This window comes from Modicisalibacter xianhensis, from assembly GCF_900113605.1.
Classification (GTDB): domain Bacteria; phylum Pseudomonadota; class Gammaproteobacteria; order Pseudomonadales; family Halomonadaceae; genus Modicisalibacter; species Modicisalibacter xianhensis.
On record NZ_FOPY01000004.1, the window covers coordinates 120,907 to 138,359 of the forward strand.

Sequence of the window (17,453 nt, forward strand, 5' to 3'; positions counted from 1 at the left end):
TCATGTCCTCGTCTTGCAGAATGAGTTACTTATTGGTTGTTATCGGCAACACTGCAGTGACCTTGAGGGCAACGAACCCACAGATTTCGCGCATAAAAAAACCGCAGCGTCATTCAGCTGCGGTTGCGTGGAGGGCGGCTTGTTCAGGCCTGGCGAGCCTGCACCATCGGCAAGGCATCGTCATCGCACTTGGCCCGGCGACCCGCTTCGATCGCCTCGCGACGCTTGCGCGTCTTGCCGGCTCGCGACGGCGGCTGGCAAATGCCGCAGACAAAATCGTGAGAGGGGGTATGCGCATGCACCACGAAGCGGCCACTGCAACTGGTGCATTTGCTCAACTCCAGCATGTCGCTTTCGAAGAAACGCACCAGCGTCCAGGCCCGTGTCAGCCCGAGCACCGGCTCGGCGTCTTCAATCGCAAGTTGTTCGAGATAGAGCCGAAACGCCCTGACGAACGCGCTCATGCGCTCGCAACCGTGGTCGTTCACCAGGCGCTCGTAGATGTTGTAGAACAATGACGAGTGAATGTTCGGCAACCAGGTGATGAACCAGTCGGTGGAGAACGGCAGCATGCCCTTGGGTGGAGACATGCCGCGCACCTCCTTGTACAGCTTGATCAAGCGTGCACGACTCAGGTCGGTTTCCGTTTCGAGTACCTGCAGCCTGGCACCGAGTTCAATCAACTCGATGGCCATCTGGACCTGCTGCATCTCGCTGACCAGACTCTTCTCGGCCATGTCGACTTACCCCGCCTGGAGATTGGAGCGGGTCGGCACGGAGGCCATCAGCAGCGCCGCATGTGTCTGCCCCAGGCCCTGCTCGCGCGGGTCGGTGGTGAGCTTGAGCAACTGTTCGGGATCGTCGAAGCACAGGCGGCACAGCAACTGGTTGGTACGCGACAGTTGGCCCAGTTGCTTTACGGACAACGAAGCCAGCATATCGGCCATGGGTTCGCTGATCTTGAGGCGGAACATGGCAGTGGTACGGTCTTCATTGATGAGGCGCTGTACCAGCAGCAGGTACGAGAGGTTGATGTCCTGGATGTCGTTCAGAAGGCTGTCAGTCAACATGGTTTGTCATTCCCTGCGTTTGCGTAATCGATGGCCTAGGGCCATTCGTTTATTATGAGCCTGTCTCCGATAGACGACTCTTGGTACTTCATTGTGTACCTATTGTGAGACGTTTTTATGAAACGTTGCAACACGCTACGCAGAAGAAATGACTAAAGTTCTAATAAATTTGACGGAACGCAAGAATGCTTGACTAACCTGCTGTATCGCAAAGGATATTTTTCTTTATATACATTTAGTCACAATGTACAAAAGTTAAATTCCCAATGGTTCGTTAAACGTTACAAAACCACTTCAACGCAACGTCACTCTTGCTGAGAATCGATGTCATGTACCCAGGCCAGAAGTTCTGCAATGACCTGATACAATGTAGGCGGAATACGTGCATCCAGATCGACCTGCATCAGCAGGCTGACGAGTTCCGGCGCATCGTGAACGAAAATTCCCTGTGCCTGGGCCTGGCTGACAATGCGCTCTGCCAACTCGCCATACCCCTTGGCCAGCACGGTAGGCGCACGATCGCCCCCCTGATAGGCCAAGGTAACGGCCTGGCGGCGCCTGCTGGGTAACTCTCGTTCCTTGCTCACGGCGCGTCTCCCTCTGATGCCTCGCGGCGGGGCAAGATACTGACCTTGATATCAGACAGGCCACAACGGCCAAGGCGGGTCTCGAGATCCTGGCTTGCTGCCTGCAACGTGGCGAGACTGGCAGTGTCGGCACACTCCAGCGTCATGTTCAACGACGACTCTCTGAGATAGACATTGACACCCAGCGTACCCAAACGAGGTAGCTGTAATGTCAGTTGGCTATGCCAGACAGCCTCTTCGTCGTCGTTTCCCTCACCGCTGGGCTCACCACCCTTTCCTCCCTGCCTATCCATCGCCTCGGGCACGTGAATCGCCAGCGCCATGAACATCCCCGACCAGAGATCGCCCTCCCAGCGAAGCGTTGGCGTGACCATGAGTTCAAGCTGATGCCGCACGATACCCTGTAACGCATCGTCCGCCCGCCCATCGCTGCCCGAAATGGATGGCCGCGGTGATTCCTGCATGGCATCGTCCGCCAGGTTGGCTGTCTGCCCCTGGGCAGGTTGCGATTCTCCTGGCGCCGCCGGGACCTGGGCGCCCTGCATCACGGCGGGAGCGGACGACGATGACGTATAGACCAGCGGGGACTGGGCATGAGGTGGGACCTGGGGCTGAATCCGTCCCGGTGCCCCGCCCAGTTCAAGACGGCTGCCAGCCAGAAGACCTCGATCCTGCCCCTCTACCGGCATGGAAGAAGCGGAGGGCTGCGGTCGCTGCAAGAAAAACTGCATCTGGGGTTCACGTTCCAGCAGCGAGCGTGCCATATCGCCGCGGTGCCATCGGGCCAGATGGGACTCGTAGAACAGGCCTGACGTTTCGATACTCTGGCGCAACCGTGAGGCAAGCTGGGCAGGCTCGACCGACTCGCCGGCTGCCGCCAACGGTGCGGTGGACTTGACCACGGAAGGCGGCGCCGGGAACTTGACCAGAATGTCGGCAATGCTGCGCGCCGCCGCACTGAAATGGGTCCGCGTCGAGGCCGGTGCCAGGGACGAGGAATCCGAACCTGGCAGCGCAGATGGACGGTCGCCTATCGCACTCTGGCGCTGGAGCGCCGCCTGCTCGGCATTGAGCCGGGAGTCACTGTGCACCGCCCGGGGAGCGTGCCCCTGGGAAAGCGGCTTGACCGGCTCCAGCATTTCCCGATGGGCTTGCGTCTCGACACGCTTGCCCAACACCTCATGCAGAAGCGTGTCGAGAATCGGCGTGATGATACCGCTCACCGACGCCCTTGATCGATTGGCGTGGGCTTGCCTGCCACGGATCCATAGGCCCGTGACATGTCACGACGGCGGCGGGTGTCGCCGATGAGTCCACTCAACTCATCCCGGCGGGCTTCCAGGCGCTGACGCACTTCGGCATCCTGCTCCAGGATACGTTCGAGTAGATCGGCCTTCCTTTGCATGTCCGCCCAATCCAGTGTGTAACCTGCTTCCAGGCGCTTCAAGTCCTCGACCGCCACCACATATACGGATTCTTCCTGCACGAGATGCGCCCACTCGCCCTGCCGGGCCCAGTCCAGCATCCGCGCAGAGCGCTGCAGCAGCTTCTCGTAGCCTGCAAGCACCTCGTTTGCCGCCGTCATCAAGCTTAACTCCTTGCCTGCGGGGCGATTTCACGCCAGGCAGAACTAATGTCCTCAAGCAGCTTCGCCGCCTCGTCGAGACGCTGCTCGTCATTGCGTAGATTGGCCTGTAGAAGTAAGCGGCTAATGTAATCATAGAGCGAGCCGAGATTGTCGGCGATATCGCCGCCCTTCTCCCGATCCAGCGCCGCCAGCAATCCGTTATTGACGATATCGATCGCCTTGGAGAGCGCCTTGCCCTTCTCCGTCACATTACCCGCCTGCATATGCAGCTTGGCCGCCCGAATCGATGCCTGGGCACCCTCGAACAGCATGACGATCAACTGATGGGGCGATGCCGACATTACTGCAGACTCGACCCCTACCCGGGCATAAGCACCGGCACCACGCATGGAATTCATTTCACGCCTCCCTTACTGGCCCAACTGGGCATTCATGGCCTCGAATTGCTGACTCAGGTAACTTGTCGTCGAGTTCATCTGAGCAACAAGAGAATCCATTGCCGCAAATTGCTTTCGGTAACGCTCGATGGTGGCATTGATACTGCTTTCCACCCTGTCGTAACGTTCGCCTAGGGAGTCAATACTCTTTTCCAGCCCGCTAGTTGCCGTATCGAGAATCCCGTCGCTTTTCAGCATGGGCTCCATAACAGCATCAAGCTTATCCGCAAAACCATCAGTCACTTCATCGCCACTGAAGAATTGGCTCAGGCTTGCCGGACTACTAGCCAGCAAGCCGTTAAGTTTATCCGCATCAAGCTCGAGGCTCCCATCGAGCTTCAGGTCGATACCGATGTCGGAGAGCCGTTGTAGCGTACCCGTACCCAGCGAGTCACTCATGGCACTCCGGAGTCGGTTGTCAATACTTCGAGTAGTGGAATCGCCAAGTAGAGTCCCTGCACTGTCGCTAGCAGCGTTATATGCCGTTAACGTATCCAAGGTCTTTTGCAGGGAGTTGTAACTATCAACGAAGGCCTGAACGTCAGCAGTGATGGTTTCACTGTCTTGCACGACATTGATCGTAGAGGTGCTACCTTCACTCACCAAGTTCAGCGTCACGCCTTGAATGGCTTCTTCTAGCTGATTCGACTGGCTAGTGATGGCCAGTCCATTGACTGTTAACTCCGCGTCCTGTGCCGCAACTGTTTCTGTTAGACGAGAACTGGTTGTACTATGGTGCAGCAGATCATCCAGCGCTGTATTGTCTGTCGAGCTAATCTCCATCGTGGATGTTGTTCCGGTTTCCTTGGAAGACAGCACCAAGCGATGTGGCTTATCCCCTCCTACATTGACTATCGAGGCGGTAACGCCAATTCCTTCACCATTGATCGCATCACGGATGTCCTCGAGCGAGCTGGCGCCATCCGCAACACTGATGTTGTGTGTGGTTCCATTTTGGGTGATGGAAATCGTTCCCGCGCCGGTACCAATCTGAGCAGTCTTATCCGCAACGCCTCCAGTCGCCAGTGATTGCGCCTTGGCCAGCTTGGCCACATTTACAGTATAACTACCCGGCACTGCATCCGTGCCGGCCGCAGCAGTTACCCCATCGCCTGTAACACTACTGGTCACGGCCTGGAATGTATCGGCCTTGTTGAGTTTCTTGGTGGCTTCTTGAAATTCTGTCAGAGCGGACTCCAACTTGCCATAAGCGGATATCTTTGCCTGGTAGCTTTTCTGCTGTTGGACGATCGGGGTCAGTTTTTGCCTTTCAGCAGACTGCAACTGATTGAGCAGGCCATTCAGGTCCAGCCCTGTACCGATACCCAGTGAAGCAATACTCGCCATGCGACTCCCCTATTCATGAGGCCTTTTTACCAGCCCATGGAGAACCCGACGTCTCGAAAAGGCTGGCGATAGCTATTCATTTCACTGTATCGGCGAAAATGGACTGGGCTTTAGGGTAAAAGCAGGGGTCAGTGACAGAGCTAACGCTGTGCGCCATCATAGGGGCTTTTCGTGGCGCGACCGAGCCAGGCCGATGCCCATTGCAGAACAGACACCAAGGAAGCCGTCATGGATTCGACCAACCTGTTTGCCGACTACCGCCGCTGGCAGACATTCCAACGCCAAGACAAGCTGCAGCGCGAACATGCCGCCGCACTGCGCAAGCTGGCCGACTCGGGCGCCATGGCCAGCCGTGTCACTGAAGCCTACCGCAGCATGGCTGACAAGGGTGCCAAGGAAAACGCCTGTTATCGCACGCTTTTCGAGCGCAAGCGCGACAACGGCGAGTCGCTTGCCTGCGAAGGCTGGCTGTTCGTGCGCCGTGTCCTCGCCGAGGGGGGCACGACACGTGTCCGCGCCACCCTGCTGGAATCCTTCACGCTCGAGGATGGCGCCATCGAGCCAGGCAGCAAGCCTGCCAGCAAAGTCACACTGGAAATCTTCGATGAAATCCTCGTCAAGCGCAGCATGACCATGGGATGCCGAATCGACCGCCACGACCAGCCGCAAGACATTCGCTTCGTGACCTTCTTGGATAGCGTGCGTGGCGATCTGGCCAAACTGATGAAGCAATGAATATCCCACTGACTTTCGCGGCGCTTCGCTTCGGACACAACTGAATGGGACTCGCAGGCTGGCTGACACGCAAAAAGCACGTCTCGCTGTGGGTCGTCAAGCAAATCGACGACGGCTTGCTGCATGTTTGCGGCAAGGGCAGCGTAATGGCCGACAGTAAGCTCAGTGAAACGCTTCGCCAGCTGCGTGAAGGCAACTTTCAGGGGCCGGTGCGCATGGGGGGCAATGATGCCGTACTTAATTCGGCACAGTTCGCCACGTTGATTCCCGAGGAGGAGTTTCGCCTCGTCAACGACAACGAAGCCCTGTGGCAGAATCGCCCCTGGCAGCTTGCGTGGGTGCCCCAGCGCTGCTGGCTTCACGAGGGGCGTCTGACCAGCCAGCCGGTCGACTTCCAGGGTCAAACCCGCCGAATCAGTGTGGAAGACACCAGCCAGATTCGCGCCAAGGCCGAAGCGCCGCGGACCAGAAGCGAGTTCGTTTCTATCGAGCCACTCGGCCATACCACACCCGGGTGGCAATTGGTCGATAGGGATGACGACTCATCTCATTCATAAGGACTGCAATGACAGCACCCATTAACTGGCGCCAGCTCGCGCCTTTTCTGGCATTGATGATTCTGGTGGCGCTCAACCTGCGCCCGGCGCTGTCTTCCATGGCGCCGATGCTGGTACGCATCCAGCAGGATATTGGCCTATCGGCCATGGCGATCGGCGCTCTGACTACGCTACCCGTGCTTTGCCTGGGCATCTTCGCCCCGCTCGCCCCATGGCTTATCCAGCGCGTTGGCGCAGAGCGCACGCTCAGTCTGGCCTTGCTGTTGCTAGGCTGCGCGCTCGTACTGCGTGCCAATAATCAGCCTTTTCTACTCTACACAGGTACTTTGCTCGTCGGCGCCGCGATCGGCATCGCGGGGACGCTGCTACCCGCCCTGGTCAAACGCGAACTACCCCAGGGGGCCGATATCGTCACCGGCGTTTACACCATGGCGCTGTGCCTGGGTGGCTCGCTTGGCGCGGGACTCAGCATTCCGCTGGCCAATGCCTTGGGGAGCTGGCAACTCGGGCTGGGGAGTTGGGCCCTGCTGGCTTTCCTCGCCTTGGTTGCCTGGCGATTGCGCATGCCGCACCCTCGCCCAACCCGCCCCACCACGACCACACCGGCCATGCCCAAGGTACGCCTGCTGCGCAACCCGCTTGCCTGGCAGGTCACTGGCTACATGGGCAGCCAGTCGGCGCTAGCCTATATCGTGTTCGGTTGGCTGCCCGTGCTGTTGCAGCGCCGCGGCCTCGGCGAGGCCGAAGCGGGCTGGCTGCTCGCCGCCTCCGTCATGGGTCAGCTGATCACAGCGCTCGCCGCGCCCTGGCTGGCGCGCCTGGGTCGCGATCAACGCCCGACGATCTTGTTGCTGCTCAGTTGCACGGCGGCAGGCATCGTGATTCTTCTTCAAGCCCCACTCGCCTGGCGCTGGCCGGGTGTCATTCTGCTTGGCCTGGGCCAGGGCGGCAGCTTCAGCATGGCCTTGACACTGATCGTGCTGCGCAGCGCCAACTCCCGCCTGGCCGGCAAGCTATCCGGCATGGCCCAAGGGATTGGCTACAGTCTCGCCGCCACCGGCCCACTACTGGTCGGCATCCTGCTGGAATACAGTACCGGCCTCGATACACTGACTGGCGTGCTGCTGGCGTTTGTCGCTGCCGCCATGGCCTGTTCGCTACTGGCTGGCCGACAGCGTCAGCTCGACTTGGACGAGCAAGGACGGCTGATCACTGTTCACCGGTAAGCCTATGGCCTTTGACCTGACAAAGAAGGTGGCAAAATGCCACCTTGCGCGCCATAATGCGCCAAATAGCGTGAGGACCCACCATGGCTATCAGTATCAAGCTATCCGATGAACTCGTTGATCAGGCACGCCGCTATGGTCACGTTTTCCAGCGTTCGACACCCAAGCAAATCGAGTACTGGTCTCGTATCGGCCAGATTGCCGAGGAAAATCCCGACCTACCCTACGCCTTCATCAAGGAAATACTGCTGGCTGATCAGGAAGCCAAGGACGGCCAGCTCACCTCTTACGAGTTCGGCCCCAACGAACGATGAAGGTGATGCAAACGCCCCGTTTCCAGCGGGCCGCCAAGAAACTCAAGCGTAGTCAAAAAGCGGACCTGGATAACGCGATTCGCTGCCTGATCGAAGAGCCTGACATTGGCGACGTCAAGGTAGGCGACCTGGCAGGCATTCGTGTCTACAAATTCAAGATGACCGGCCAGCTCACCTTGTTAGCCTATCGCTACGACGATGGCGAACTTACCTTGACGCTGCTCATGTTAGGCAGCCATGAAAACTTCTATCGCGACCTAAAACGCTAATGAGCACAGCCCCAGCCCCTATTCTTGTCATCTATGCCGGCGGTACGCTGGGCATGGTACCGGGTGAACGAGGCCTTGTTCCGGGCCGAGATATCGAGTCGCGGCTGCGCAAGGCACTGGCGCAATTACCCCCAGATCGCCAGGCCTCGCTGCCCGAGTTTCGGATACACGAAACCACCCGGCCGATCGACTCCAGCGCCGCCACACCCGCCGACTGGCAACAGCTGGCACGGGATATTGTTGAGCACTACTCCTCCGCCGATTACGCCGGGTTCGTCATCCTTCACGGCACGGACACCCTGGCCTGGACGGCCTCTAGCCTGGCATATCAACTGCAGGGCATCGACCGTCCCGTCGTCGTCACCGGCGCGCAACGCCCCCTTGAAGCCGAAGACAGCGACGCCTTGGCCAATATCGAAGCGGCCTTGCGCTTCGCCGCGCAGCCAACACTTCAGGAAGTCGCGGTATGCTTCGCGGGTAAGCTGATGCGCGGCGTCTGCACACGCAAGTGGGATACCCATCAGTTCGATGGCTTTACCAGCCCCAATTACCCGCTGCTGGGCGAGATGGTGGATGGCGCGGCGATCCTCTACCCGTCCCGCGGGCTCGAAGCCCAGCAACGCGGCCTGCCACGTTTCGAACTGCCCGACTATGCTGCCCTGGGTGATTCACCGGTCGTGCGTGTCGCCCTGTGGCCAGGCATGCCGGCGCGTCTGCTTGCCGCCTGGCTGCTCGACGACAGCGTTCACGGTGCCTTGCTGGAGGTGTGGGGCAGCGGAAACATCCCCGATGACCCGGCACTGATCGGCGTACTCGCCCAGGCCACCGGCGAGGGTAAACTCATCGCAGCCATCAGCCAGTGTCCGCACGGGCCGGTAGCTATCAGTACCTACGCCGCGGGCCAAGGGCTGGTCGAAGCCGGTGTGTTATCAGGCGATGCCATGACACCCGAATCCGCCATGACCAAGCTGATTCATCTGACTGCCCAGCCGCTGCCCTTGGAAGAAAAGCGCAGGCGCTTCGTCACCTCGTTGGTGGGCGAACGCTAAGCCCTGCCTCACATCAGCCCTGCCTCAGCTCGGCAATCGACTCAAATCGCCCGTCGTCGGTAAAGACGAGCCGAAAGACCCCTTTGACCCCATCGCGGCGCAGGATGCGCCGCAGCGCCCTGGCAGGAAACAGTACGCGTCGCCCATCGAGGCTATAGGCGTACACCTGCTGTACTTCTCCCCGGTAATGCCTGAGACACTCACTCGCCGACAGCTGAACGTCCACATCGATACTTGGCATGCGCCATTACCCGCCTTCTTCAAAAAAATCGCATTTGACCCTAAAGCATTTTTCGCCAGCGACGATATACAGGGTAACGGCCAACGGCGCCGTTGTGGCGAGAGGGGCAAACAGAGCCTACCCGCCACTGGAGCCCCCAAGACCTAGATAGGTTTCGAAAGAAGGAATACACAAATGTCAGTGATCAATACCAACATTACCGCTCTGATTGGTCAGAACAACCTGAGCAAAGCCCAAGACGCTCAGCAGACTGCCATGGAACGCCTGTCTTCCGGTCTGCGCATCAACAGCGCCAAGGATGATGCGGCCGGTCAGGCCATCGCCAACCGTATGACTGCCCAAATTCGCGGTCTGGATCAGGCAGCACGTAACGCCAACGACGGTATTTCTGTAGCTCAAACTGCCGAAGGCGCATTGAACCAGATTAATGATAACCTGCAGCGTGTGCGAGAGCTGACTGTTCAAGCATCCAACAGTTCTAATTCTGATTCTGACATGGCTTCGATTAGCAAAGAAATCGAGGCTCGTATGAATGAGATTGATCGGGTCGTTAAAGATTCTAAATTCAATAACACTCAAATTTTTGGTACAGATGGTACTGGTAAGGACTTCATGATCCAGGTCGGCGCTGATTCTGGCTCCGACCGAATTAATATTGCTGCAATAGATGCTACGGCATTCAGTGCGGACCCGCTTGGCGACGATAGTAATTCAGGAACTCTCGGTGCCTTTGTTGGTACTACCTTTGCAGCGATTACTGGCGCTGCAGATAGTACAGCCAGAGCTACTGCCTCTGATGCAGCTCTGACTGCTCTTGATACTGCAATAGGCGCAGTTGATACAGCTCGTAGTGGCCTAGGTGCGACTCAGAATCGGCTTGAATCTGCTATTGACAACATCACCTCTACTTCTACCAACCTTTCTGCAGCTCGTTCACGTATTGAAGACGCCGACTACGCTGTCGAAGTCTCCAACATGACTCGCGCCGGCATCCTGCAGCAGGCCGGCACTTCCGTCCTTGCCCAGGCTAACCAGGTGCCGCAGGGCGTCCTGTCTCTGCTGGGTTAATCCCACGCATCGCGGTACACGCACCATCCGCAGTACCGGGCGGGGCTTCGGCCCTGCCCACCTCAAAACAGGCTCTCGATTCGGGGGCCTGTCTTTTTAGGAAGTAACCATGCTGGCTAGCATTGATCACGTCACCGCCAAGTGTCTTCTTGACGACGTCCTCCCCAAGCTCAAAGCCGTGGAAGATCTCGCCTACAATACACTCTCTCAGCTCATCGCTCAGGCAACGAGCGATGAGGTTCGACAACGTCACGAACTGCTCCAGCAGGAATTCGAGCTGGAAATCACCATGATCCGCATGAACCTGGACCACCTGACGACCCGCTATGCCAAGGAGCTACACGATGCAGCAACCGGCAGCGGTAACGTATCGCTGACGCTGGATCGCCATGAGCAACTTGCCATTCACAGCGCCAACACGCTTTATGATCGCGCCCGCGCCATACAAACCGGTGGATAATAAATGAGCGAGCCAGCAAAAGCCGATCACACGCTCGATGTAGAGGATTGTCAGCATATCCTCAGCGAACTGGAGTCGGTAATCAGCGATGCCAAGGCGCTGATGGCGCGTTTCGAGGCTGCCGGCTTCGACGAGTCCCAGCCTGATGACTACTTCGCCTTGCACGAGTTGTATACCCGTTCGGTCAAGGAGCAGCAGAAATACACGCAAATTCTGCTCGACCTGTAACCTTCCCGCTTTCGACGATCAAGTTTCCCCTCGCCCCGCCGATAGAACGCTAAAGTGTCTCCAGTATTAGCGATTCAAGAAGGCGTCTCCCATGCCCTACCGGCTGTTCACTCGACCTCGTAGTCTTCTGGCCTTGCTTGGTGCCGCCCTGCTTGGCGGCTGTGGTTTCAACAACACCCAGGTCCCCATGGCAGCGACCTACCCCTACAGCGAACAGCGCAAGATGCAGGCGGCGCATCACTGGGAGGTGCTGGCCGCCTACGAAGCCGAGCGGATCACGCGCAGTGCGCGCCTCGAGGGGCAAGCCCTGTTCGTATCGCAGGCCAGTCAGGACTCGCCCTTTGCCAAAGGGTTCAGTTCGATGCTCGTCACGCATTTGGTCGCCAACGGCGCCCTGGTGCGTACCGACCCGATCGGTGCCGCCCAGGTCGATTACCAGGTGCAGGTCGTGGAACACGACGATCGCGATTTCATCCGTCCGCCCCGTGGCGCGTTGACGACGATCGCCACCGGCATTGCCGTGGCAACCTGGCCGATCAATCACTGGAGCGAACCGGCGTTGGCCCTGGTGCCGGCAGCCGCCGGTGTCGATGCCTTCAGTGGTGGCTGGGCAGGTGTGACCGACAAGGAGGTGATCATCACCACCCAGGTCATCGATGTAAATCGCGTGCTCTATTCTTCGTCCAACGTGTACTACATCAATCCGGAAGACGAAGCGCATTACCGCGACGAATCAACGTTCCTCAAGACGATTCCCATAACCAATCGCTGGTAAAAAGGAGCCGCGAGACATGACGACCCCGCTTTGGCGCAACCGTTTTCTGGCCTTGGCCCTGTCCGGCATGCTGGGGCTCTCCCTGGCAGGCTGTGCCACACACGATCCCGCGCCCCTGATCGTCAAGACACCGGAAACGCACATGATCGAACTGGTCGAGGAAGCCTCAGCCACTCTGCTGGCGAATACACGGGGTATATCACCTGACAAGCCGATCATCGCAGCCACGTTCGTCGATATCGACGACCTGCAGCGCTCTTCGACGCTGGGCCGTACCCTGTCGGAACTCTTTACATCGGGCCTTGTTCAGGCTGGCCTGACCGTCATCGAAGTGAAGATGCGCAACAGTCTATTCATCGAACAGAACACCGGTGAGCTGATGCTCTCCCGTGATGTGCAACGTCTTTCCCTGGCGCATGATGCCCAGGCCGTGCTCATCGGCACCTATGCGCAAGCGGAGCGTTCCGCCTACGTGAACGTACGCATCGTGCGAGCGCGGGATAACGTCATCCTTGGCGCCACCTCGATCAGGTTGCCGCTGGACCGGGACATTCGTGCGCTACTGCCTACCGCCTGGTAACCAGGCCCGCTAAATTTTGCGGCACGCTTGCCGATAACGATGGTTAAGACAGGGTCCTGCCTGCGATGCCGCTGAGGCAGCGCAGGCATGTTCGATAACGACAACAACTCACGGTACGCACAATGACACTTTCCCAGGCGCTGGAGGCATCGGCTCACCATCCGTTCACCGGGGCACTCGACACTGCCGTGCACTCGCTCATCGACAGGGACCGCTACCTGCTCGGGAACGCCAGGGTCAACGAGCGAGCCCTGTCCTTTCGCCTTGCGCTTCACCTGCAGGCGCAACTGCCCGACTGGGATGTGGATTGCGAATACAACGGCTGGAATACGCCGTGTCATGCCATGAAGCATGTAGTGACGCCCACGCATGCCGCAGCCACCGAGGCGCGCACTATTTACCCCGATATCGCCGTGCATCGGCGCGACACCGGGCACAACCTGGCGCTGATCGAGGTCGTCAAGAGCGAAAGCCGTTTTGGCCACCATCAGGACGTGAAAAAACTGAAGGCCTACAAGGCCCAGATGGGTTACGAATTTGCCCTGCTGCTGACACTCGGCGTCGGAGTCGATGCCGGCACGCATCATGTTGAAGTCATCGTGTGAGCGCAGGCGCTCGAACGGTTTCACCTTCCACGCAAGCCATGTAGGGATCGTATGACGTCGTCACTCATCGAGGCTGCCGCCATGTCAGTCACACCAGACACCTCGGCCACGCCATCCTCCGTCGCGAGACTGACGCCCCACCAGCGTTTGGAAAGCGTACTCGCTCACTTGCCAGTTCCGTCGGGCAGTCTCGCTACCGAGCAGGTCAATGCCAGCGACGCTGCCGCGGAATCCTATTATCGTCAACTGCTCGAGCCGGTGCAGCGAATCAACGACGTCATGCGCAACTACGGCGTCGAGTTTCAGTTGCATGAATTTTCGCAGGGCCAGCGCGTGGTGACACGTATCGTCGACCGTGACAGTGGCGAGATTATCAGGCAGATTCCCAGCGAAGAAGTGCTGCGGATTGCCGAATCGCTCGAGCAGATGCAGGGGCGATTGATACAGTTGAAAGCATGAGCCCGCACATTCAGGTAAGACTGAACGAGGCCTACGGTTTTTCCGCAAGTTGCCGATAACCATAAACAGGAAAACCGATTGGAAATTACGTTCTGCCTGAAAAATCGGCGAGCGATAGCCAGACAAGGCAAAATTGACGAAAGATGGACCGGGCTCGCGCTCGAGTTTACGAGGATAAATGAGCATCTTGAGCCAATTTTTAACGCTGTATGGGTTAGCGCAGACATTTTTAGACAGAACGTAGATAAGGCTGCATGGAAGACACCAGACCGGGCAAACCAATGACACAACAGGACACGCCACCTAACAGCAGCGCTCGGCACCGGGCGGGTGTTCAGGACAGCCTGCGTCTTGCTGCACTGCAGTCGACCGGCCTGCTCGACACACCGCAAGAGTCGCGCTTCGATGCATTGACGCAGTTGGCTTGCCGGCTTTTCGACGTGCCTATCGCCCTGGTCAGCCTGGTCGATAACAAACGGCAGTGGTTCAAGTCCCGTTGCGGCCTGGACGCCGAAGAAACGCCCGTGGAACAGGCCTTCTGCGCGCACGCCATCGAGTCGAACGTCTTGCTGGTAATCAACGACGCCACGCAAGACGAACGCTTCCAGGACAACCCGCTGGTTACCGGCCCGCCGCATATCCGTTTTTATGCGGGTGCGCCCATCTATGGGCGCAGCAACATGCCGCTCGGCACGTTCTGCATCATCAGCGATACGCCCCGTGAACTCAGCGACAGCGAAACCGAGACACTACGCAGCCTGGCCCGCCTGGTGACCATCGAGATCGCCCATGGCATGGAGTTTCCCCTCCTGGCGCCCTCATCGCAGGGCGAAGCTGCCTTGCGCCCGACGGTCGAGGCGTTGATCAACCGAGCGGAACAGCGCCATCTCGCTGGCACGCCGCCGCGCCTGGCACTGCTCGAGTTGCTCGACGACCTGCTGCGCCTGCTGCAATGCCAGTATGGGCTCGTCGGTGAGGTGCAGCACATCGAAACGACGCCAATACTGGAGATCATTGGTATGTCGTTTGGCGATGTCACCGAAAAGATGCATGAGTTCTTCATGCACGGCAGACGCCGCTTGAGTCTGCCCCTCATCGATGCCATCACTGGCGGGCGTTTCGCGAAATCGGAGATCCAGGTGTTCGATGGCTGCGATTTTGCCGCCATCATGGAGAAGCTGCCGGCCAATCATCCCCCGCTCGATAATGCGCTGATGATCCCCTTCGTCTCGGGTGACAGAAACATTGGCGTGATGCTGCTAGCCAACCGCGATGGAGGATTCGACAGTATCAGCATGCAGTGGCTGCTCAAGCCGCTGATGGATGTGGGCAGCCGATTGTTGCTGTCGCTGCAGGAAGAACAGGAAAAGGCGGCGCTGCACTCCACCCTCGAGGAGTTTCGCGCCACGCTGGATGCCACACTGGACCTGATCCTGATCTTCGACGAGCAGACGCAGCGTTTCACCTACTGCAATCAGGGCGCGCTGGAGCACTTGGGATACACTCATCAGGAGTTTCAGGCCATGGCGCCGGCAGAGCTGCTGGATGCGCATAATGCCGAGGGGCTGACCAGCCGCCTGGCTCCGCTCAAGCAACACATGCGCTCCATCAGGCTGACCACCACCCTGCGTTGCCGCAATGGCGATACCCTGCCCGTGCAAGCCGTGGTCCAGCGCATCGAGCACCCGGGCTCGGGCAGAACCAACTATGTGATTGTCGCCCGGGACCTGCGCGAATCGCTCAAGGCCCAGCAGGAAATCGACTGGATCACCTACCACGACCCCTTGACGCGTCAGCTCAACCGAGCGGGATTTCTGCACTCGCTTGCGGACAACACGCCACATGCCAACGACCTGGCGCCGCTTCAAATGGTGCTGGTGTGCGGCATCGACCGCTTCAAGCGGCTCAACGATGCACATGGCACGGCCGTAGCCGACAAGGTACTGTGCGAGCTGGCCGAGTCCCTGGCCAGTGCGCTGGCCAGTTATCCCAATGCCCTGCTCGGGCGCTTGGGCGGTGATGAGTTCGCCATCAGCGTCAACCTGCCGCACGACAGCAACGCGGTGCATCTCGCCGACTGGCTGCGCCAGCAGGTCGAACAGTATCGGTTCTCGATAGTCGATGGACTGCAACTGACAGTCAGCGCCGGACTCGCCACCTCCACGGGCGGCAAGGTGCAACCCGAGGAACTGCTGCGCCGCGCCAATGCCGCACTGGTGCGGGCCAAACGGCAAGGGCGCAACCGGGTACGCCAGTACATCAGCGGCATGCTCGACGAGGCCAGCCGACACCAGACGATCGAACGGCGCCTGTCGGGGGCCTTTGCACGCGGCGACTTCCACCTGTTCTTCCAGCCGCAATGGCTATTGTCGGACCTGTCCGCGCCCATCGGTGCGGAGGTTCTGCTGCGCTGGCGGGATGCCGAGCTGGATTCCATCGGCCCCGATGTGTTCATTCCGATTCTCGAGGAAAGCGGCATGATGGTCGAGGTCGGGCGCTGGATCATCGACCAGGCGCTGGATCACCTGAAGGCCAACCGGGAGCGCCTGCCGGAGGACTTTTTCCTCAGTGTCAATGTCAGTGCCATCCAGTTGATGGACGATGCACACTTGGCGGACCATGTCATCGAGGCCCTGCAGCGTCGCAACCTGCCGACGAGCGTGCTCGAGCTGGAAATCACCGAGACGGCGCTGATCCAGTCGCCCCACTGGGTCGGTCAGCAACTGCAAGCACTGTACGAACAGGGTATCTGTATCGCCCTGGACGATTTCGGCACCGGCTTCTCGTCGCTCTCGCACCTGAAGCAATTCCCGTTCGATACGGTCAAGATCGACAAGTCGTTCATCGCCGGCCTGCCCGATTCCGCTGAAGACCGCGCCATCATCGAGTCGCTGCTGACGCTTTGCCGTGGTTTCGGCCGCGATGTCTGCGCCGAAGGCATCGAAACCCATGCCCAGCTCGATTTCCTGCGCCGCCTCAACTGCGCTCGCGCCCAAGGCTACCTGCTCGCCCGCCCCAGCCCCGAGCTTCCCTACAATCTGCCGGTAAAAGAACTCGACCTTTGAACGCCCAAACAAAATCGCCAGTGCTCTTTCGAACACTGGCGGTTTGGCAGAAAAGTCGGAAGTCGATCATTATGAGCAGTGCTCAATCGCTTAGCTCAGGTCTTATTCGAAAAGGCGCCGAGCGACGCTTGGTACAAGGCGAAAAAAGCCGCAAGGGCGGAGTTTACATGTCGTAAATGAGCACCTTAAGGCTGTTTTCAACGCCGTAGCAGCGAGCGCAGGCCCTTTTCGGAAAGACCCTACACCTGCATGTTCATGATGTCCTTGTACGCCGTCACCAGCCGGTTCCTTGTCTGCACCCCCATCTGAAACCCGACGCTGGCTTTCTGCATGTCGACCATCACGTCATTCAGCGCCACGCCCGGGTCACCCGACTGGAACGCCTTGAGCTTGGCATCTGCCGTCTGCTGCAGGCGATTGATGCGCTGGATCGAGGACTGCAATTCACTGGCGAAACCGCCCTGACCGACGGCCGTCGCGACGTGTTGCCCTTTTGCCGCCTGGCCGGCGGCTTGCGTGGCCAGACTCTGCATCTGGTTCAGAGCGGATTGAATGGCAGGTGTCGACATGCAATGGCTTCCTGGCGGATTACGAATGATGGCAAGCCTACCAAGCCCCCGGAATCGTCATGTCGGTAAATGATAGAGAAAAAAGGGGCTTTTCTTCCCTTTAGCCTTGCCGTCCCTACGCATAATGGCACCCATCACCCGACCGCCCATGCCTGACACCCCCGTTAGCGGGACAACCTGACAGGCGCAGGGCGATGAACCGAGACGGATGCTGGAGCCGGACA

Annotated in this window: 23 protein-coding genes; 14 read left to right on the forward strand and 9 right to left on the reverse strand. The window is 58.9% G+C overall.

Annotation, left to right across the window (positions count from 1 at the left end):
• Positions 1-143: 143 nt before the first annotated feature.
• The 7 genes from flhC to fliD form a co-directional block, all read right to left on the reverse strand.
• Positions 144-737 carry a flagellar transcriptional regulator FlhC gene (flhC, locus tag BM194_RS05495; RefSeq protein WP_092844568.1) on the reverse strand — a complete coding sequence of 198 codons (594 nt, stop codon included), beginning with the start codon at positions 735-737 and terminating at the stop codon, positions 144-146.
• Positions 738-743: 6 nt separating this feature from the next.
• Positions 744-1,070, reverse strand: coding sequence for a flagellar transcriptional regulator FlhD (gene flhD / locus BM194_RS05500; protein ID WP_092844570.1), 327 nt, complete (start codon positions 1,068-1,070; stop codon positions 744-746).
• A gap of 305 nt (positions 1,071-1,375) precedes the next feature.
• A complete protein-coding gene (locus BM194_RS05505) occupies positions 1,376-1,657 on the reverse strand; it encodes an EscU/YscU/HrcU family type III secretion system export apparatus switch protein (RefSeq protein ID WP_092844572.1) in 282 nt (93 codons plus the stop codon).
• Positions 1,654-2,880 (reverse strand): flagellar hook-length control protein FliK, encoded by a 1,227-nt coding sequence (gene fliK, locus BM194_RS05510; protein ID WP_092844574.1) that lies wholly within the window; start codon positions 2,878-2,880, stop codon positions 1,654-1,656. The genes BM194_RS05505 and fliK overlap by 4 nt, the downstream gene beginning before the upstream one ends.
• Positions 2,877-3,242 carry a flagellar protein FliT gene (fliT, locus tag BM194_RS05515; RefSeq protein ID WP_092844962.1) on the reverse strand — a complete coding sequence of 122 codons (366 nt, stop codon included), beginning with the start codon at positions 3,240-3,242 and terminating at the stop codon, positions 2,877-2,879. Before fliT ends, fliK begins: the two co-directional genes overlap by 4 nt.
• 5 nt (positions 3,243-3,247) lie before the next feature.
• On the reverse strand, positions 3,248-3,643 hold the full coding sequence (fliS, locus tag BM194_RS05520) for a flagellar export chaperone FliS (protein WP_177223351.1): 396 nt from the start codon (positions 3,641-3,643) through the stop codon (positions 3,248-3,250).
• A 12-nt stretch (positions 3,644-3,655) separates the two neighbouring features.
• Positions 3,656-5,029: a flagellar filament capping protein FliD gene (gene fliD, locus BM194_RS05525; protein WP_092844576.1), complete on the reverse strand. Its 1,374-nt coding sequence runs from the start codon at positions 5,027-5,029 to the stop codon at positions 3,656-3,658.
• A gap of 228 nt (positions 5,030-5,257) precedes the next feature.
• On the opposite strand from fliD, the gene BM194_RS05530 reads away from it, so the two are divergent.
• The 6 genes from BM194_RS05530 (at position 5,258) to BM194_RS05555 (ending at position 9,179) form a co-directional block, all read left to right on the forward strand.
• The gene (locus BM194_RS05530; protein WP_092844578.1) at positions 5,258-5,764 is read left to right on the forward strand and encodes a hypothetical protein; all 507 of its coding nucleotides are present in this window, start codon (positions 5,258-5,260) and stop codon (positions 5,762-5,764) included.
• 44 nt (positions 5,765-5,808) lie between these two features.
• Entirely contained in the window at positions 5,809-6,321 is a 513-nt protein-coding gene (locus tag BM194_RS05535; RefSeq protein ID WP_092844580.1) for a hypothetical protein, read from the forward strand.
• Positions 6,322-6,329: 8 nt separating this feature from the next.
• Positions 6,330-7,547 (forward strand): MFS transporter, encoded by a 1,218-nt coding sequence (locus tag BM194_RS05540; RefSeq protein ID WP_092844582.1) that lies wholly within the window; start codon positions 6,330-6,332, stop codon positions 7,545-7,547.
• An 83-nt stretch (positions 7,548-7,630) separates the two neighbouring features.
• Complete coding sequence (locus tag BM194_RS05545) at positions 7,631-7,861, forward strand: ParD-like family protein (RefSeq protein WP_092844584.1); 231 nt, start codon at positions 7,631-7,633, stop codon at positions 7,859-7,861.
• Between the two features lie 5 nt (positions 7,862-7,866).
• Positions 7,867-8,130 (forward strand): type II toxin-antitoxin system RelE/ParE family toxin, encoded by a 264-nt coding sequence (locus BM194_RS05550; protein ID WP_479691173.1) that lies wholly within the window; start codon positions 7,867-7,869, stop codon positions 8,128-8,130.
• Positions 8,130-9,179: an asparaginase gene (locus BM194_RS05555; protein ID WP_092844588.1), complete on the forward strand. Its 1,050-nt coding sequence runs from the start codon at positions 8,130-8,132 to the stop codon at positions 9,177-9,179. The genes BM194_RS05550 and BM194_RS05555 overlap by 1 nt, the downstream gene beginning before the upstream one ends.
• Before the next feature lie 13 nt (positions 9,180-9,192).
• On the opposite strand, the gene BM194_RS05560 is transcribed toward BM194_RS05555, so the two are convergent.
• A complete protein-coding gene (locus BM194_RS05560; protein ID WP_092844589.1) occupies positions 9,193-9,420 on the reverse strand; it encodes a DUF2835 family protein in 228 nt (75 codons plus the stop codon).
• Between the two features lie 174 nt (positions 9,421-9,594).
• Here BM194_RS05560 and BM194_RS05565 point away from each other — a divergent pair, with 174 nt between their 5' ends.
• From BM194_RS05565 to BM194_RS05600, 8 genes are all read left to right on the forward strand, one after another.
• The gene (locus BM194_RS05565) at positions 9,595-10,488 is read left to right on the forward strand and encodes a flagellin N-terminal helical domain-containing protein (protein ID WP_092844591.1); all 894 of its coding nucleotides are present in this window, start codon (positions 9,595-9,597) and stop codon (positions 10,486-10,488) included.
• A 109-nt stretch (positions 10,489-10,597) separates the two neighbouring features.
• Positions 10,598-10,948, forward strand: coding sequence for a hypothetical protein (locus tag BM194_RS05570; RefSeq protein WP_092844593.1), 351 nt, complete (start codon positions 10,598-10,600; stop codon positions 10,946-10,948).
• A 3-nt stretch (positions 10,949-10,951) separates the two neighbouring features.
• Positions 10,952-11,176: a hypothetical protein gene (locus BM194_RS05575; RefSeq protein WP_092844595.1), complete on the forward strand. Its 225-nt coding sequence runs from the start codon at positions 10,952-10,954 to the stop codon at positions 11,174-11,176.
• Positions 11,177-11,267: 91 nt separating this feature from the next.
• Complete coding sequence (locus BM194_RS05580) at positions 11,268-11,951, forward strand: hypothetical protein (RefSeq protein WP_092844597.1); 684 nt, start codon at positions 11,268-11,270, stop codon at positions 11,949-11,951.
• 16 nt (positions 11,952-11,967) lie between these two features.
• Positions 11,968-12,531, forward strand: coding sequence for a FlgO family outer membrane protein (locus BM194_RS05585; RefSeq protein ID WP_177223352.1), 564 nt, complete (start codon positions 11,968-11,970; stop codon positions 12,529-12,531).
• A 122-nt stretch (positions 12,532-12,653) separates the two neighbouring features.
• Positions 12,654-13,136: a hypothetical protein gene (locus BM194_RS05590; RefSeq protein WP_092844599.1), complete on the forward strand. Its 483-nt coding sequence runs from the start codon at positions 12,654-12,656 to the stop codon at positions 13,134-13,136.
• An 81-nt stretch (positions 13,137-13,217) separates the two neighbouring features.
• Complete coding sequence (locus tag BM194_RS05595) at positions 13,218-13,595, forward strand: flagellar protein FlaG (protein WP_244890887.1); 378 nt, start codon at positions 13,218-13,220, stop codon at positions 13,593-13,595.
• Between the two features lie 281 nt (positions 13,596-13,876).
• Positions 13,877-16,660 (forward strand): sensor domain-containing phosphodiesterase, encoded by a 2,784-nt coding sequence (locus tag BM194_RS05600; protein WP_177223353.1) that lies wholly within the window; start codon positions 13,877-13,879, stop codon positions 16,658-16,660.
• Between the two features lie 239 nt (positions 16,661-16,899).
• On the opposite strand, the gene fliE is transcribed toward BM194_RS05600, so the two are convergent.
• On the reverse strand, positions 16,900-17,229 hold the full coding sequence (gene fliE / locus BM194_RS05605; RefSeq protein WP_092844605.1) for a flagellar hook-basal body complex protein FliE: 330 nt from the start codon (positions 17,227-17,229) through the stop codon (positions 16,900-16,902).
• Between the last annotated feature and the right edge of the window lie 224 nt (positions 17,230-17,453).

Coding starts and splice junctions, on each gene's coding strand:
- fliS (WP_177223351.1), bottom strand. CDS start 3,643: ATGAATTCCATGCGTGGTGCCGGTGCTTATGCCCGGGTAGGGGTCGAG.
- flhD (WP_092844570.1), bottom strand. CDS start 1,070: ATGTTGACTGACAGCCTTCTGAACGACATCCAGGACATCAACCTCTCG.
- BM194_RS05590 (WP_092844599.1), top strand. CDS start 12,654: ATGACACTTTCCCAGGCGCTGGAGGCATCGGCTCACCATCCGTTCACC.
- fliT (WP_092844962.1), bottom strand. CDS start 3,242: ATGACGGCGGCAAACGAGGTGCTTGCAGGCTACGAGAAGCTGCTGCAG.
- BM194_RS05585 (WP_177223352.1), top strand. CDS start 11,968: ATGACGACCCCGCTTTGGCGCAACCGTTTTCTGGCCTTGGCCCTGTCC.
- flhC (WP_092844568.1), bottom strand. CDS start 737: ATGGCCGAGAAGAGTCTGGTCAGCGAGATGCAGCAGGTCCAGATGGCC.
- BM194_RS05570 (WP_092844593.1), top strand. CDS start 10,598: ATGCTGGCTAGCATTGATCACGTCACCGCCAAGTGTCTTCTTGACGAC.
- BM194_RS05575 (WP_092844595.1), top strand. CDS start 10,952: ATGAGCGAGCCAGCAAAAGCCGATCACACGCTCGATGTAGAGGATTGT.
- BM194_RS05580 (WP_092844597.1), top strand. CDS start 11,268: ATGCCCTACCGGCTGTTCACTCGACCTCGTAGTCTTCTGGCCTTGCTT.
- BM194_RS05545 (WP_092844584.1), top strand. CDS start 7,631: ATGGCTATCAGTATCAAGCTATCCGATGAACTCGTTGATCAGGCACGC.
- BM194_RS05595 (WP_244890887.1), top strand. CDS start 13,218: ATGTCAGTCACACCAGACACCTCGGCCACGCCATCCTCCGTCGCGAGA.
- BM194_RS05535 (WP_092844580.1), top strand. CDS start 5,809: ATGGGACTCGCAGGCTGGCTGACACGCAAAAAGCACGTCTCGCTGTGG.
- BM194_RS05600 (WP_177223353.1), top strand. CDS start 13,877: ATGACACAACAGGACACGCCACCTAACAGCAGCGCTCGGCACCGGGCG.
- fliE (WP_092844605.1), bottom strand. CDS start 17,229: ATGTCGACACCTGCCATTCAATCCGCTCTGAACCAGATGCAGAGTCTG.
- fliD (WP_092844576.1), bottom strand. CDS start 5,029: ATGGCGAGTATTGCTTCACTGGGTATCGGTACAGGGCTGGACCTGAAT.
- BM194_RS05540 (WP_092844582.1), top strand. CDS start 6,330: ATGACAGCACCCATTAACTGGCGCCAGCTCGCGCCTTTTCTGGCATTG.
- BM194_RS05560 (WP_092844589.1), bottom strand. CDS start 9,420: ATGCCAAGTATCGATGTGGACGTTCAGCTGTCGGCGAGTGAGTGTCTC.
- BM194_RS05550 (WP_479691173.1), top strand. CDS start 7,867: ATGCAAACGCCCCGTTTCCAGCGGGCCGCCAAGAAACTCAAGCGTAGT.
- BM194_RS05530 (WP_092844578.1), top strand. CDS start 5,258: ATGGATTCGACCAACCTGTTTGCCGACTACCGCCGCTGGCAGACATTC.
- BM194_RS05555 (WP_092844588.1), top strand. CDS start 8,130: ATGAGCACAGCCCCAGCCCCTATTCTTGTCATCTATGCCGGCGGTACG.
- BM194_RS05565 (WP_092844591.1), top strand. CDS start 9,595: ATGTCAGTGATCAATACCAACATTACCGCTCTGATTGGTCAGAACAAC.